The following is a 15,755-nucleotide window of genomic DNA, read 5'->3' on the forward strand; positions in this document are numbered from 1 at the left end:
TGGTACTAACAGTAGTATATATCCCTTGTTGTTCACTTTCAAGTATTATTCGATTCTTTCTCCTTCAAGTAGCCCTTGTCTTTCGATATAGTCACGCAAGACATCGTATTCCGGCGCTTGCCAAAAGGCGTCCGATCGCAGTAAGCGGACTGCATCTTGTCGCGCAGTTTCCATGACTTGTATATCGAGCGCAGGATCAGTCAAGACGAAGCGCGGTAATCCACTTTGTTCGGTACCGAAGAAATTTCCGGCTCCGCGCAGTTTTAAATCCTTTTCCGCTAGCTTGAAGCCATCGTTCGTCTCCGTCATTGTCTTGATCCGTTCTTTTCCCGTATCGGAAGAGGGATCGGCGATTAGAATACAGTAAGACTGGGCATCGCCTCGACCGACGCGCCCTCTTAATTGGTGTAACTGCGCAAGACCAAAGCGTTCTGCATCATGAATGACAATGATCGACGCGTTCGGAACGTTCACGCCGACCTCGACGACCGTCGTTGAAACAAGGATTTGAACAGTATTCTCCTTAAACGCCTGCATAACCTCGTCTTTTTCTGAAGAAGTCAAGCGCCCATGCATCAAACCGACATGATAGGGCTTGAACCGCTCGGTCAATGTCGCATGTAATTCGATCGCATTTTGAACTTCGAGTGATTCGGATTCCTCGATCAATGGCGTGATGACGTAGGCTTGTCGACCTTGCGACAATTCTTTCTCGACGAACCCGAAAACACGTTCCATCTGTTGCGGTTTCGCCCAGTAGGTCTCGATTTCCTTTCGTCCCGCCGGCATCTCATCGATGATCGAAACATCCATATCTCCAAAGACCGATATCGCAAGCGTACGCGGAATCGGTGTCGCTGTCATATATAATACATCTGCCTGTTCAGCTTTCGCGCGCAACCGCTTCCGTTGTTCGACACCGAAGCGATGTTGTTCATCGGTGATGACGAGGTGCAATGCCTTGAACTGGACAGTGTCTTGAATCAGCGCATGTGTTCCGACCAAGACGTCGATCTCTCCTGTCGCGAGGGCTTCGAGCAAGTGTGCACGCGCTTTCCCTTTAACGGAACTCGTCAGTAGACCGACTCGGATCCCAAGTGGTTCAAGCAATGGGGCGAGCGACGCTGCATGCTGTTCCGCTAAAATTTCGGTCGGCACCATCAAGGCGCCTTGTTTTCCGGCACGAACCGTCGCGAACAAGGCGATGGCAGCGATGACGGTCTTCCCGCTTCCGACATCCCCTTGCAGCAACCGATTCATTCGTTCGCCTCGACCGATGTCGTCTAGAATCTCTTTTGTCACACGTTGCTGTGCACCTGTCAGCGGAAACGGCAGGCTCTTGATGAAATTGGCAATATCCGTTTCATGAAGGGGAAGAGCAATCCCTCGACCTTTCCGTCGTCCAAGACGTAACGCCTGTAATTTCAGCTGGAAATAGAGGCACTCCTCGTAGACATAACTGCGACGAGCAGCCGTTAACTCTTGTCGATTCGTTGGGAAATGAAGCGACTTCAACATCGTCATCCGGTCTTGCAACCGATACGTCTTCCGGATGCTATCCGGGATTCGTTCAGCTAATGCCTCAGTCTCCTTGAACGCCAAGTCGACGACGCGTCGAAACGTCTTCATCCGCATGTCACCCCGGAGCGAGTAAACGGGTGTCAATTCGCCTTCGATTGCCCCGAATTGCAATTCCGTCGCAGAGATCGTCATCCGGTGTAAATCCCACTTGCCACTGACCGTCACTTCTGCTCCGAGTTGCAATTGGTCTTTGTAGAATGCCCGGTTGAACATCGTTACGGTCACACTATACCGTTCTTCAACGAGCAGACGGAACGTTAAACGATTCTTTCCTTTGCCGTAATAGCGCACAAGTGGTTCAGACTGGACTCGACCCGTGAACTTGACTTTATCCTCATGGATTGCTTCCGTTAGACTTCCCGTCACGAAGTCGTCATAACGAAACGGGACGTGCTCGAGCACGTCCGCAACGGTGAGAATATTCATCTCTTCTAGTTTTTTCGCTAAATCCCGTCCGACACCTTTTAATGTCTTGACGTCACGTGATGGATTCATTCGATAACTCTCCGAAGATTTTCGCTTCGAGCCAGCGACCCGTCGGCGTATTCGCGAGTCCACCTTTTGCTGTCTCGCGAAGCGCAGACGGCATCATCTGACCAATCTCATGCATGGCTGAGATGACTTCATCACACGGAATCCGTGACGTGATTCCAGCGAGTGCCATGTCGGCAGCGACAACAGCATTCGCCCCGCCCATCGCATTGCGTTTCACGCATGGCACTTCGACGAGTCCTGCAACAGGATCACAGACGAGTCCAAGCATGTTCTTCAGCGCGATCGCAAAAGCATGCGCTGACTGATCCGGTGTTCCGCCCGCCATCTCAACGATGGCAGCAGCTGCCATCGCTGTTGCTGACCCGACTTCTGCTTGACAGCCACCAGCCGCTCCGGAAATCGATGCATTGTTCGCGACGACGAAGCCGAACGCACCGGATGTGAACAAGAAGCGTAACATCTGCTCACGCGTTGGGTTTAACCGATCTTTGACAGCAAATAGTGTACCTGGTACGACGCCGGCACTCCCTGCCGTTGGTGTCGCACAAATTTTTCCCATCGCAGCATTGACTTCATTCGTTCCGATTGCCTTACTAACGGCGTCCAGTAATAAATCACCGGATAATCCTTTACCCGAAGCACGGTACCGTTGAAGCAAGACAGCATCCCCACCGGTCAGTCCTGTCACCGACTGGACACCGTCACCATCAAGTGAACGAGCGACTGCTTCTTCCATCACTTGTAGGTTTCGTTCCATCATCGCATAGACTTCATCTCGCTCTAAATGACGAACCGTCATCTCTTGCTCGATCATGACTTCCGAAATCGGAATATTTCGTTCCGTCGCGATGGCGACGAGTTCTTTTACGGATTTAAACATGTCTTCACTCTCCCATCATGACGGCACGCTCGACTTGAGGTAACCGATCGATTTCTTCCAACACTTCTGCCGTTATCCGGTCATCAATCTCAATTGCCATAAGTGCTTGTTTTCCTTTTTCATGCCGTGACACTTCCATATGCCCGATATTGATTTCGTAATCAGCCAAAATGCTCGTCACGGCTGCGATCGCACCAAAGCGGTCATGGTGCAAGACGACGAGTGCCGGTCCCCCACCGGACAAACGAAGCGGTACACCATTTAATTCTGTGATTTCAATCGTTCCCCCACCAATTGAAATACCAACCAATTCAAACTCTTCTACTCCATTCGTCAAATGGACACGAGCCGTATTCGGATGATCCGTCAACGCTTCACTCGTCTCGAAATGAATCTCAATCCCTTTCGACTTCGCGATATCGATCGATTGTGGAATCCGGTCGTCAAACGTATCGTATCCGAGAACACCGCCGATGATGGCGACATCCGTTCCATGTCCACGATACGTATCCGCGAATGAACCGTAAAACGTGATGTGGATGACAGTAGGCGTTTCCCCGAATAATTTACCCGCCATCAATCCAATCCGTGCAGCCCCTGCTGTATGCGAGCTCGATGGACCAACCATGACTGGTCCGATGATGTCAAAGACGCTACGATATTTCATTTCTTTTCCCCTCTCTATGAAACAAACGAAATCCCACCTCTATTATCGCAGATGGTGGGATTCGTGAAAAGGCTAGTCGCCCTTTTTCAGTATGATGGTTTTATTCGACGCTTAAAATGTACGAATAAAGTGGTTGTTTGCCGTCGTGGACTTCCACTTCAGCATCCGGATTGACCGATTCGATGTACGCGACGAGTGCGTCAACTTCTTCTGTTGAGACGCCTTCACCGTAAAGAACCGTGATGATTTCGTCGTCCTCAGTGACGAGTGTATCGACGAGTTTCTTGACTGCACCAAGACTTGAAGCGTCCGTAGCGACGATTTGTTTTTCAGCAATCGCCATATGGTCGTCCTTCTTGATTTCTACACCATCGATGTTCGTATCACGTACGGCATATGTGACTTGTCCCGACTTAACTGCTGCAATCGCATCTGCCATGTGCGCTTCGTTCTCTTCGACAGTCGCTTCTGGATTATAGACGATTGTTGCTGCTAAACCTTGTGGAACTGTTTTTGATTTCACGACCGTCACACCACAATTCGCAACAGATGCTGCTTGTTCAGCGGCCATGATGATGTTTGAGTTGTTTGGATAGACATAAACGTGTTCAGCGTGTGCATCCTCGATCGCCTTAACGATATCTTCAGTCGACGGGTTCATCGTTTGTCCGCCTTCGATGACGACACTGACACCGAGTGATTTAAAGAGTTCGCTGATTCCTTCACCCATTGCGACTGTCACGAGGGCTGCTTTCGCTTTTGCCTTCGGTGCAGCGACTGGAGTGACTTGGTTCGCACCTTCTTCTTCAAGGATCGTCGAGTGTTGTTGACGCATGTTTTCAATCTTAACAGCGACGAGTTCACCGAAACGTTGTCCTTTTGTGATGACTTCTCCTGGTGTTTCAACGTGGACGTGAACTTTAAGGAGTTCTTCATCCGCTACGACGAGCAATGAATCACCGAATTCCGCTAATTCGTTACGGAAGTCTTCTTCGCTGAATGGTGCATTCGCAAGCTTGTCATCTTGGAAACGAACCATGATTTCCGTACAGTAACCGTAATGGATTTCTTCTGTCGACATGAAGCTTTGAGCCGTTTTATGATGCTCTGCTTCGACGAGTGCTTCCATGACAGGCGCATGCGGTTTGTCGAGTTCTTTTCCTTCGAGTGTTGCGAGGAATCCTTCATAGATACAGACGAGACCTTGACCACCAGAGTCAACGACGCCGACTTCTTTTAATACCGGAAGAAGTTCTGGTGTACCGTCGAGCGATACTTTCGAAGCTTCGACGAGTTGACGCATCAACTCTAAGAAATCCGTCGTCGTCTCAGATTGTGCGATAGCAGCGACAGCTGTTTCACGGGCAACCGTCAAGATTGTTCCTTCAACCGGTTTCATGACTGCTTTGTATGCTGTATCGACACCTTTTTGTAACGCATCTGCGAATTCCTTCGTATCAATCGTTGTTTTGCCTTCGATTGATTTCGAGAATCCACGGAACAATTGACTTAAGATGACGCCAGAGTTTCCGCGCGCCCCCATCAATAATCCACGTGCGAAGACGTTCGCGACTTCCGATACAGAATCCGAAGTTGATTTACCTGCTTCTTTTGCACCTGAAGTCATCGTCAAATTCATGTTCGTTCCCGTATCACCATCTGGCACAGGGAAGACGTTCAATGAATCGACGAAATCTGCATTTTGATAGAGATTCGCCGCGCCATTTTGAATCATCTTGACTAACTGCGCTCCTGTTAAACGATCTACACTCACTAAAGTTTCCTCCTCTATTCCCGCCTTAGACATTCGTCAAGCGGACTCCTTGGACAAAGATGTTCACAGATGTCACGTCAAGACCTAGTGCCTGACTGAGCGTGTATTTCACGCGACTCTGTACGTTGTTCGCCACCTCTGAGATTTTCGTTCCATAGCTTACGATGATATGCATATCGATATGGACCTGCTCTGAAGCCTGTCGAACGATGACACCGCGTGCAAAGTTCTCACGTTTTAAGAGTTCAGCAAGACCATCCTTGATTTGAGACTGGGATGCCATACCAACGACACCAAAACATTCCATTGCTGCGCCGCCCGCAAGTTGCGCGACGACATCATTATCTACATCAATCTTTCCATAGGTCGTTTTCATCTCGATCGCCACCTGAGTAGCCCCCTTTGAATATTGTATTCTTCTCATAATTCTACTATAAGGACCTACTATTGAAAAGTCGCCGTACTGACTATACAATGAATAAGTGAAAAATAGTAGCGGTCAATTGAACTTTTACCATCATCCTCATCCATTATTTTAAATTTCGAGGTTGTCTGTCAAGTTTTTTTCTTGTCAGCTACTTTTTTTATGTTGCAACCGCCCTGACACCATGCTAAGATAGCAAAGTGTCTATTAGGACGAACGCAAAACAACATAAAAGGAGGCGGAACGCATGGCACGTAAATGCTACGTTACTGGGAAATCGCCAAAGTCGGGTAACAACCGTTCACACGCATTGAACAAAACAAAACGTACTTGGGGAGTCAACGTACAAAAAGTACGTATCCTCGTCGATGGTAAGCCGAAAAAGGTTTGGGTTTCAGCTCGAGCTCTTAAATCAGGTAAAGTCGAACGCGTATAAGGCGCAACCACCGGATGGGAATCTTCCCTTCCGGTTTTTTTATGCCCTCATTTATTTTTCTCATAAACTAATTGTTGCTTTTATTGAAAACGCTTACAATAAGGAACGTACTTTATTTTGTCAGAATTGGGGGAAGTCATCATGCAACTCAAACGAGAGATGACGAGTCGACACCTGTTCATGATTTCACTCGGCGGAATCATCGGAACAGGCTTATTTTTAGGGTCAGGATTAACGATTTCACAAGCAGGACCTCTCGGGGCGGTCCTCAGTTACATCGTGGGTGGGACCATCATGTATCTGACGATGTTATGTCTAGGAGAATTAGCGGTCTATCTGCCGGTCTCGGGGTCATTTCAGACCTATACGACCCGCTTCATCGGACCAGGGGTCGGCTTTGCCGTCGGTTGGATTTATTGGCTCGGCTGGGCCGTGACGGTGGCACTCGAAATTACAGCTGCCGGCAGTTTGATGGACCGCTGGTTTCCGAACGTACCCGTTGTCGTCTGGTGTACCGTCTTTACGGTCTTACTGTTCGGTCTGAATGCCGTCTCCGCCAAAGCATTCGGTGAAGCTGAATTCTGGTTCTCGAGTTTGAAGGTCCTCGCGATCCTGTTCTTCATCATTTTAGGTGGCGCTGCTTGGTTCGGCTGGTTACCGATGGAAGCAGATCGTCCGACATCGTTATTTGCGAATTTTACGGCAAGCGGTTGGTTTCCAAACGGGATTCTCGGTGTCTTGACGACGATGATTGCCGTCAACTTCGCCTTCCAAGGAACGGAATTGATCGGTGTTGCGGCTGGGGAGTCCGACACGCCCGAAAAATCGATTCCAAAAGCCATCCGCAATACAGTCTGGCGGACGTTCATCTTCTTCGTCTTATCGATTACGATCGTTGGTGCATTAATTCCGTATGAATCAGCTGGCGGAGTCAGCAGTCCGTTCATCATGGTCTTTGATGCGATCGGTATTCCGTACGCTGCTGATTTGATGAACATCGTCGTCTTGACGGCACTATTGTCCGTCGGAAACTCCGGATTATATGCGGCGACTCGGATGTTATGGGCAATGGCGCAAGAAGGGATGATTTCAAAGAAATTATCTTACGTCAATGCACGTGGTGTGCCGATGCGGGCGTTGCTCTTTACGATGATGTTCGCGATGTTATCGCTTCTGACCGCATTTTTTGCAGAAGATACCGTCTTCATTTGGCTCTTGTCCTTAGCCGGACTCGGGGCTCAAGTCGGCTGGATTTCAATCTCTGCTTCGCAGCTTGCATTTCGTCGTCAGTTCGTCCGAAACGGACACGATGTATCCGAACTGAAATTCAAGACACCACTCTATCCGGTGTTACCACTGATTTCGTTGACACTTAACGTCGTCGTCCTCGTCAGTCTTGCGTTTCAAGCGGATCAACGAATCGCTCTATACATCGGTGTTCCTTTCTTCCTTGTCATGTGGGGAAGTTATCATCTCTTCGTCAAAGGAAAACATCTATCCGCTCAAAGCGACATCCGTGTCGCCCCTTCTCAACTCGAAGAATAATTTCATCTAAAAAGAGGCCGCGGAGTCATCCACGGCCTCTTTCCTATGATTGTGCTATTCCTTAAGCGTCCGCATCATCAATAGTTCTCCATGATGGAGCTCTACCTTCGCTTCTGACGCACACCATTCATTACTGACGGTCAAGGAACCTCCGACCGGTACTGGATGTGCATCAAGTGGATATTTGACTCCGGATAAGCTTAAAGTCGATGGTACGAGTGGAATGAACGAAAGATAATGATAGCTCCCTGCTTCGACTGCATACGTTCCCTCAGCCAAGTATCGTACCTCTTCTCGTTTCGTCACGAGTCGTGCCTCTGGGTATCGCTTCAATAGATATACATTTTGGACGGTCATGTCGAGCCGCCCACCTGTCGCCCCGATAATGAAGGTATCCTCAAACTGTTTCTTCTCTGAGACTGTACGAAGTGCCAGTTCGAGATCCGTTTCATCTTTCTCGGCCGGATGAACGATTGCCCCTTCTGGTACATAACCAAGAGAATCAAAATCACCAATCGTCAGGTCGCATGTCAGCCCAAACGATTCAATCGTCTGAACACCACCGTCGACACCGACGATAAAGTCACCTGGCTGACAAAACGTCCGTAAATCCGGCGCTTCTTCTCGCGGACCGGCACAGACGAGAATCGCCCGCATCTCAGACACCTCGTGCCGAATAACGGAGTAAGCGTGGCGCAGTCGTAAATAAAAGACCCGCAACGACACCACAAAGAACGTAAGACGGTACCATGTATGTCGCGTTATAAATCAATGAATACGGTACGACTGGACCTTCGGCATACTCGGCAAAAAAGACGATTCCACTGATGACATGACAGATATAGCGGAGTCCTGCGCCTAATAACGTCGCCAGGAGAACGAACGCCATCAAGCTTTTCTTTTGTCCATTGCGCGCGGCTAGTCTGACTTGACGCGCGAACAGACCACTTAATCCGACGACACCATACGCAATCGTATAGTCAAGCATCGGTTGAACAATCGTCAAGACTTGTGGAGCGAACATCAATTGAATCGTACCCACAAGCGCTCCCGTGACGACCCCTCCGACGACACCGTGGCGAAATGCCATGACGAAGATCGGTAACATCGCTAAGCTGATTGAGCCTCCTTGTGGCATTTTGAATGGAATCAGTAAATCAAAGACGACTCCGAGACTGGCGAAGATGGCAATTTCCATCATCACTTGTAACCGTTTCATGCTATTTTCCTCCTTCATTGTACGAGAGGACGCAAAAAGGCAGTACGACGAACGCCGTACTGCCTGCGTGCGCCACATCCCTACGTCCGTTTGAACGGAACAGGTTCGAAGGGTTAAAGTCTAAAAGACTCCTCTCAGCCGCTTTTCAAGCGACACCCCTTGCGGTCATCATATTTCGTTTTCTCGTTCTTATTATACGGCAGCCCCTTGACGAATGCTAGTGATCGCTTCCGCATAATCTGGTGCATTGTAGATTGCTGATCCTGCGACGAGAACGTTCGCACCGTTATCGATGCAAAGCTTTGCCGTTTCCGGATTGACGCCACCGTCAATCTCGATTTCAAATGTCAGACCACGATCTGCTTTCATTTGCGCAAGTGCTGCGAGTTTCGGCATGACACGCTCGATGAAGGCTTGTCCGCCGAAGCCCGGATTGACCGTCATCAATAAAACCATATCGACATCCTCAAGGACGTGTTCAATCGTTGATAATGGCGTATGGGGATTCAAGACGACTCCTGCCTTTGCGCCCGCTGCTTTGATTTGTTGCAAGACACGATGGACATGATTCGTCGCTTCGACGTGGAACGTCACGATGTCCGCCCCTGCTTTGACGAAATCCTCGACGAAACGTTCTGGCTGGTCAATCATCAAATGGACATCGAGAATCATATCCGTCTTTTGACGTAAGCTGCTAAGCACAGGTAATCCAAATGAGATGTTCGGTACGAACTGACCGTCCATGACATCAAAATGGATATAGTCCGCGCCTGCTGCTTCGACTGCTTTAACATCGCGTTCGAGATTCGCAAAATCTGCTGATAAGATAGATGGTGCAATTTTAATCATCTTCAATACCTCCGGGCTCGATTCTTGATTTCGTCTATAAACATACCATAGTTCTCATAACGAGAGGACATGATTTCTTGGGCTTCGACGGCTTCCTTGACGGCACAACCGGGTTCATTCAAATGCAAGCAACCTCGGTATTTGCAATCATCTTGTACAGCCACGAATTCAGGGAAACTCCACCGTACATCCTCGATTTCCATATCATACGGAAAATCGAGGTTCGAGAAACCTGGCGTATCGGCAATCAATCCTTCGGCAAGCGGCATCAATGTGACGTGGCGCGTCGTATGACGTCCGCGTCCGAGTGATTTCGAGATCGCACTTGTTTCTAAATCAAGAGAGGGTTCCAGTGCATTGAGCAATGAACTTTTCCCGACACCGGATTGTCCGGCGAGAACGCTCGTTTTTCCAGCAAGTAACGGACGGACTTGCTCAACACCTGCCAACGTCTCACTTGATGTCTCGATGACCGTATACCCAATCTTCCGGTAAGCGGCAATGGCGTCTCGGACAGCCGGTCCTTTAACATCGTCCAGCAAATCCATCTTCGTCAACAGGATGACGGGTTGAATTTCCTTCGCTTCGATCAAAACGAGAAATCGGTCGAGCAAGTGCGCTGAAAAATCAGGTTCTGCCGCCGAGACGACGAGCAATGCCTGGTCGATATTCGCGACTGGAGGGCGTACTAAAAAGTTGTCCCGCTCCTTCACTTCGAGAATGTACCCGGTCTCACTTTCGATATGAAGCACGACTTCATCTCCGACGACTGGACTGATGCCGCGTTTTCGGAAATTTCCTCTTGCTCGTGAACGAACTTCTCCTTCTGGTGTCATGACATCATAAAAGCCGCCCTGCAGGCGTATGATCGTTCCTTCTCGATTCTCTTCGATGCGTTGTTCCGTCATCCTATGCACTCCTTTTTTATCACATTCATTGTGCGTCTTTTGCTTGATTGTACGTGATGGTTTTTGAACGATACACCGTATCGTCTTTATAGATCGTAATTTTGCCTTCTTCTCCCGGATCAATCGTTAATGGCACGTCGAATGTCTCATCTTGATCAATTGATTCCTCGATGACGGTCCGCTTCCCTTTCGCGTCTTCCGTCTCGATTCGGATGACTTGTTTCGGCGGAGCCTCTTCTTCATCTTCACTAACAGCATCATAGACGACCTTTTCAGGGAACGTCGCCGTCACTGTTTTTTCTTCCTCACCTTTAGAGATGAAGACCGTCACGGAGTCGTTCGGCTCGACTTGTGCGCCAGCTTGTGGGAATTGACGGATGACTTGATCGAGTTTGACATCGCTAGAAAATTCTTGTTCGAACGTTCCGTCTAATCCTACTTTATCGAGATAAGCTTTTGCTTCATCACTCGATAAATTCGTCAAATCCTTCAACTCGAAAGAAGACGTCCCCTCAGATACAGTAATCGTAATCGTTTGTTCTTTCGCAATGACCTCCGTTCCAGCAGAGATCGATTGCCGGATCACATTTCCTCGCGCGATTTCATCCGACTTCTCTCGCTCGACTTCGACTTTTGCGAATCCTGCTTCTTTTAGCGTTGCAATTGCTTCTTTTTCAGCTTCATCCGTCACATCCGATACCTCAACCGGAGCGCTACCAGTAGAAACGACCAAATTGACTGTCGAGCCCTTCTTGACCTGTGCTTTTTCACGAGGCGTTTGACTGATGACATCGCCTTCTTCGACCGTATCGCTACTCCGTTCCGTTGTCTCGACGACAAATCCAAGTTTCTCAAGCTTCGTTTCCGCATCGTCTCCATCCGTCTTGACGACAGATGGTACGGTGACCGTTGGATCCGGCCACATCGCGAACGTCGTAGCCGCCCCACCCAGTAAAAGGAGTAACAAGAGGATGATCCACCAGCGTTTTTTCTTTTTCTTTTCCGGTGTTTTCGGTTGAACAGTTGCGACGGCGGGTGATTCTAGTTCCGCTTTTGATTCTTCTGGCACTTGGACAGGTAATAAAACCATTGTCTTTTCCATCTCATCCTCTTCTGCACCTCGGATGCTTTCACTTGCCCGTTCGTCAGACAACGCCGTCACCATATCTGCCTTAAAGGCTGCGACGGACTGTTGACGGTCATGCGGTGCTTTCGCGAGCGCCTGCATGATACAGTTCTCGAGTGCTTGCGGCACTTTCGGATTCAAGACGGATGGGCGACGCGGTGTATCTTGCAGATGCTTTAAAGCGATCGCAACCGGTGAATCACCTTCGAACGGGACTTGTCCTGTGACGAGTTCGTATAAGACAGCACCAAGCGAATAGATATCCGACTTCTCATCCGCAAATTTACCTTTTGCTTGTTCCGGTGAAAAGTAATGCACGGACCCAAGAACGGACATCGTATGCGTCAGCGTCGCATTCGACATCGCCACAGCGATTCCGAAATCCGTTACTTTGACGGTACCATCTTCTCGAATCAACATGTTTTGCGGTTTGATATCGCGATGGATGATCCGGTGTGCATGGGCGTGATCAATCGCATCACAAATTTGAGCGATGATATCGACGGCCTGCGGCACAGGTAATGCTTGATTTTCACAAAATGTTTTTAATGTCATACCATCGATATACTCCATGACGATGTAATAGATGGCATCTTCTTCGCCTACATCATAGACGGCAACGATGTTTGGATGATTCAAGCTGGTAGCAGCATGCGCTTCACGTTCGAATCGACGAATGAACTGTTCGTCATGCGAAAATTCAGTCCGTAAAATCTTAATGGCAACATGACGCTTTAAAATCTCATCATAGGCTTGATAGACATTCGCCATCCCGCCACTTCCAACTAGCCGTTCTATGCGGTAGCGGTCATTTAATCGATCTCCGTATCGCATATTCAGACCCTCTTTCTTTCTTTGAACCGGATGGCGGCAATCGTAATGTTATCCGCGCCTCCTCGAGCATTCGCTTCTTTCACCAATCGTCCAACGATCTCATCAAGCGGCTCATCCTGTAAGATGATCTGTTCGATGACATCATCTGGCACTTCATCGGTCAACCCGTCACTACAGACGAGGACGAGGTCATAGTCTGGAGCATCTCTGACTTGAATGTCGACTTCGACTGTTTCGTTCGAGCCGACCGACCGTGTGATGACATTCTTACGTGGATGATTTTCGACTTCCTCATCCGAAAGTTCCCCCATTTGTCGTAACATGTTGACGTAAGAATGATCATCCGTCAATTGTTTTAACGCCGTACCTTCAAGGGCATAGACTCTGCTATCCCCAACATGACCGATGACGAGCAACTCCTCGACCCAGCATACGCAGGCAATGGTCGTTCCGACGATGGCAAGTTGCTCTTCTTTTGAAAACTGAAGAATCCGGGCATTTGCCTCGGCTACACGTTGTTCTATCCATTCAGACAATTCCATCGGACGATTTGGCATGAGTGAAAAGGATGCTTCAAATACCTCGCGAACAATTGCACTTGCGATATCGCCAGCAGCATGACCTCCCATACCGTCCGCAACGACGGCAAGACCACGTTCAGCGTTCCCGACGAGTAATACCGTATCCTCATTTTTAGTCCTGACTTTCCCAGTAGTCGAAAGGTGAGCTAACTCCATGACAGTCCTCCGTTCGTGTCAATCTTCTCGTTTTTTAAACGCGGCAATATAGAAGCCATCCGTTCCGACTGTCGTCGGTAACAACTTGAGTTCTGCTCGATCCCCAATCAGATGTCGCACGGATTCTGGCATGCGTGCCGCAAAGGATGTGTCAAAATCGAACCCTTGATCGAGAATGAACGCTGTCTGGTCCTCGTTCTCGGTCGGATCAATCGTACAAGTCGAATAGACAAAGGTTCCACCCTTTTTAACGAGTGGTAAGACAGATGTCAGAATATCTCGTTGAATTTTCGGGAGTTGCTCGAGTTGTTCCGGGCGTTTCGTCCATTTGATATCTGGTTTTCTTCGAATGACACCGAGTCCTGAACAAGGTGCGTCGACAAGAATCCGATCAAACGATTCTACTTCAAAGCGGTCTCCTGCTTTACGAGCATCTAACGCTTCTGCTTGAACAGTCGTAAGACCTAATCGTGTCGCTTGCTGTTCAATCAATTTAATCTTATGTGGATGAAGATCAAGTGCCTGTAGTGTTCCCGTCGTCAAACCTTCAGCAATATGCATCGCTTTCCCACCAGGTGCGGCACAGCTGTCAAGTACATGATCAGATGTTTCTGCACCGAGTGCACGGGCGACGAGCATTGAGCTCTCATCCTGCAGAGAAAGATACCCACGGTCAATCAGATCCGTTTTTTGAACGCTTCCTCGTTCGATTTCGAGACCATCTGGCGCGACCGTAGATGGGTTTGCCGTCACACCTTGGTCGAGTAGAAGCTCGATCGCTTCCTCTCGCGTCGTCTTCGTCCGATTGATGCGAACCGTGACCGGTGCAGGTGTGTTATTCAATTGACAGATTTGAAGCGTTTCTTCCGGACCAAACAGTTCAATCCAGCGTTCGACGAGCCACTGCGGATGACTCGTTTCGACGCTGATTCGTTTTGCAACAGGCTCAATCTCAGCGAAATGGGGCATTCCCGCCCGTAATACATTCCGGAGCACTCCGTTGACGACTTTCGAGACGTGGACTTTCCCACGTTTTTTAGCAATCTCGACAGCTTCATGGATGACGGCATGATCCGGTACACGATCAAGATAAAACAATTGATACACACTCATCCGTAATAATGGACGCATGAACGGATCAAGTTTTTTCTGTTTCGCTAGATACGGCTCCAAAATATAATCCAGTGTCAATTCACGACTGAGCGTCCCGTAGACGAGTTCTGTGAACAAGCCGACATCCGTTGCTGAGATAGCACGCTTTTCAAGCATCTGGTGAACTGTGATTGTCGAGAAGGCACCACCTTGACCAATTTTCATTAGTGTCGCTACTGCTGCGTCACGTACGTTCATGCGTTCTCACCTACTTGTTGTCCGAGTTCAAGCGATTGACCGATCCCGCGCATGAACGTGGCACCATCCATCCGTTTTTTTCCGGACGGCTGTAAGTCGATCAGCTTCAACGCTGTTTCCGAACCTGTCGCGATGACGGGACCATCCGCTTCTAAAGCAATGATTTCACCTGGTCGTCCCGTTCCTTTGACTTTCGTCGCGAAAAAGACTTTCAATCGATCATCACCAAGCATCGTGTACGTACTTGGGAAAGGATTCATTCCTCGGATTTGATCATAGAGTGTCTCACCCGGTAACGTAAAATCAAGCCGTTCCCGTTCACGTGAGATATTCGGTGCAAACGTCGCTTCTGCCTCGACTTGTGCTTCCGGTGTCAATTCACCTGCGAACAAACGCGGTAACGTCTCAAGCAACAGACGCGCTCCTGCGTCCGCTAATTTTTCAAACATCGTTCCAACTGTATCGTTCTCTTCAATCGGAACGATGATTTTTGACAACATATCACCGGCATCCAATCGATCGACCATATACATGATCGTCACGCCTGTCTCTTTTTCACCATCGATGATTGCTTGATGAATCGGTGCACCGCCACGATATTTCGGTAAGAGTGACGCATGGACATTGATCGCCCCAAAACGTGGTGCTTCCAAAATCACCGTCGGTACGATCTGACCGTAAGCTGCCGTGATGATGAGATCTGGTTTTAAATCGAGAACATCTTGATAATCCTCGCGAATCCGTTTCGGTTGCAACACAGGAATATCGTGCTCCATCGCGACGAGTTTCACTGGTGTCGGTTTGACTTCCCGTTTTCGTCCGACCGGCTTATCGGGTTGTGAGACGACACCGACGACGTCATATCCGGCATCGATCACTTCACGCAGTGTTCCTGCCGCAAACTCAGGCGTCCCCATGAAGACGACGCGC

15 protein-coding genes and 1 riboswitch are annotated in these 15,755 nt (G+C 48.9%); of the genes, 2 read left to right on the top strand and 13 right to left on the bottom strand.

Annotation, left to right across the window (positions count from 1 at the left end):
- Window positions 1-45: 45 nt before the first annotated feature.
- From recG to MKY22_RS10365, 5 genes are all read right to left on the bottom strand, one after another.
- Entirely contained in the window at window positions 46-2,076 is a 2,031-nt protein-coding gene (gene recG / locus MKY22_RS10345) for an ATP-dependent DNA helicase RecG (RefSeq protein WP_341088695.1), read from the bottom strand.
- Window positions 2,060-2,956 carry an L-serine ammonia-lyase, iron-sulfur-dependent, subunit alpha gene (gene sdaAA / locus MKY22_RS10350; protein ID WP_023468754.1) on the bottom strand — a complete coding sequence of 299 codons (897 nt, stop codon included), beginning with the start codon at window positions 2,954-2,956 and terminating at the stop codon, window positions 2,060-2,062. The genes recG and sdaAA overlap by 17 nt, the downstream gene beginning before the upstream one ends.
- A gap of 4 nt (window positions 2,957-2,960) precedes the next feature.
- On the bottom strand, window positions 2,961-3,623 hold the full coding sequence (gene sdaAB / locus MKY22_RS10355) for an L-serine ammonia-lyase, iron-sulfur-dependent subunit beta (RefSeq protein ID WP_023468755.1): 663 nt from the start codon (window positions 3,621-3,623) through the stop codon (window positions 2,961-2,963).
- Window positions 3,624-3,723: 100 nt separating this feature from the next.
- Window positions 3,724-5,397: a DAK2 domain-containing protein gene (locus MKY22_RS10360; protein ID WP_369815311.1), complete on the bottom strand. Its 1,674-nt coding sequence runs from the start codon at window positions 5,395-5,397 to the stop codon at window positions 3,724-3,726.
- A gap of 25 nt (window positions 5,398-5,422) precedes the next feature.
- Window positions 5,423-5,785, bottom strand: coding sequence for an Asp23/Gls24 family envelope stress response protein (locus MKY22_RS10365; protein WP_023468757.1), 363 nt, complete (start codon window positions 5,783-5,785; stop codon window positions 5,423-5,425).
- A 283-nt stretch (window positions 5,786-6,068) separates the two neighbouring features.
- On the opposite strand from MKY22_RS10365, the gene rpmB reads away from it, so the two are divergent.
- Window positions 6,069-6,257, top strand: coding sequence for a 50S ribosomal protein L28 (rpmB, locus tag MKY22_RS10370; RefSeq protein ID WP_023468758.1), 189 nt, complete (start codon window positions 6,069-6,071; stop codon window positions 6,255-6,257).
- Window positions 6,258-6,398: 141 nt separating this feature from the next.
- Window positions 6,399-7,802 carry an amino acid permease gene (locus MKY22_RS10375; RefSeq protein WP_341088698.1) on the top strand — a complete coding sequence of 468 codons (1,404 nt, stop codon included), beginning with the start codon at window positions 6,399-6,401 and terminating at the stop codon, window positions 7,800-7,802.
- A 54-nt stretch (window positions 7,803-7,856) separates the two neighbouring features.
- On the opposite strand, the gene MKY22_RS10380 is transcribed toward MKY22_RS10375, so the two are convergent.
- From MKY22_RS10380 to fmt, 8 genes are all read right to left on the bottom strand, one after another.
- Complete coding sequence (locus MKY22_RS10380; protein ID WP_341088700.1) at window positions 7,857-8,459, bottom strand: thiamine diphosphokinase; 603 nt, start codon at window positions 8,457-8,459, stop codon at window positions 7,857-7,859.
- Window position 8,460: 1 nt separating this feature from the next.
- Complete coding sequence (gene thiT / locus MKY22_RS10385) at window positions 8,461-9,021, bottom strand: energy-coupled thiamine transporter ThiT (protein ID WP_290778066.1); 561 nt, start codon at window positions 9,019-9,021, stop codon at window positions 8,461-8,463.
- A gap of 60 nt (window positions 9,022-9,081) precedes the next feature.
- Window positions 9,082-9,191, bottom strand: a riboswitch (TPP riboswitch).
- Between the two features lie 22 nt (window positions 9,192-9,213).
- Entirely contained in the window at window positions 9,214-9,870 is a 657-nt protein-coding gene (rpe, locus tag MKY22_RS10390) for a ribulose-phosphate 3-epimerase (RefSeq protein WP_029342106.1), read from the bottom strand.
- A 2-nt stretch (window positions 9,871-9,872) separates the two neighbouring features.
- Window positions 9,873-10,778: a ribosome small subunit-dependent GTPase A gene (rsgA, locus tag MKY22_RS10395; protein WP_341088703.1), complete on the bottom strand. Its 906-nt coding sequence runs from the start codon at window positions 10,776-10,778 to the stop codon at window positions 9,873-9,875.
- 25 nt (window positions 10,779-10,803) lie between these two features.
- On the bottom strand, window positions 10,804-12,738 hold the full coding sequence (gene pknB, locus MKY22_RS10400) for a Stk1 family PASTA domain-containing Ser/Thr kinase (protein WP_341088705.1): 1,935 nt from the start codon (window positions 12,736-12,738) through the stop codon (window positions 10,804-10,806).
- Window positions 12,739-12,740: 2 nt separating this feature from the next.
- Window positions 12,741-13,475 carry a Stp1/IreP family PP2C-type Ser/Thr phosphatase gene (locus MKY22_RS10405; RefSeq protein WP_035396748.1) on the bottom strand — a complete coding sequence of 245 codons (735 nt, stop codon included), beginning with the start codon at window positions 13,473-13,475 and terminating at the stop codon, window positions 12,741-12,743.
- 18 nt (window positions 13,476-13,493) lie between these two features.
- Window positions 13,494-14,825, bottom strand: coding sequence for a 16S rRNA (cytosine(967)-C(5))-methyltransferase RsmB (gene rsmB / locus MKY22_RS10410; RefSeq protein WP_341088706.1), 1,332 nt, complete (start codon window positions 14,823-14,825; stop codon window positions 13,494-13,496).
- On the bottom strand, window positions 14,822-15,742 hold the full coding sequence (gene fmt / locus MKY22_RS10415) for a methionyl-tRNA formyltransferase (protein ID WP_035396898.1): 921 nt from the start codon (window positions 15,740-15,742) through the stop codon (window positions 14,822-14,824). The genes rsmB and fmt overlap by 4 nt, the downstream gene beginning before the upstream one ends.
- Between the last annotated feature and the right edge of the window lie 13 nt (window positions 15,743-15,755).

Origin of the sequence: Exiguobacterium sp. FSL W8-0210, assembly GCF_038006045.1 — a bacterium.
In the GTDB taxonomy this organism is placed as follows: domain Bacteria; phylum Bacillota; class Bacilli; order Exiguobacteriales; family Exiguobacteriaceae; genus Exiguobacterium_A.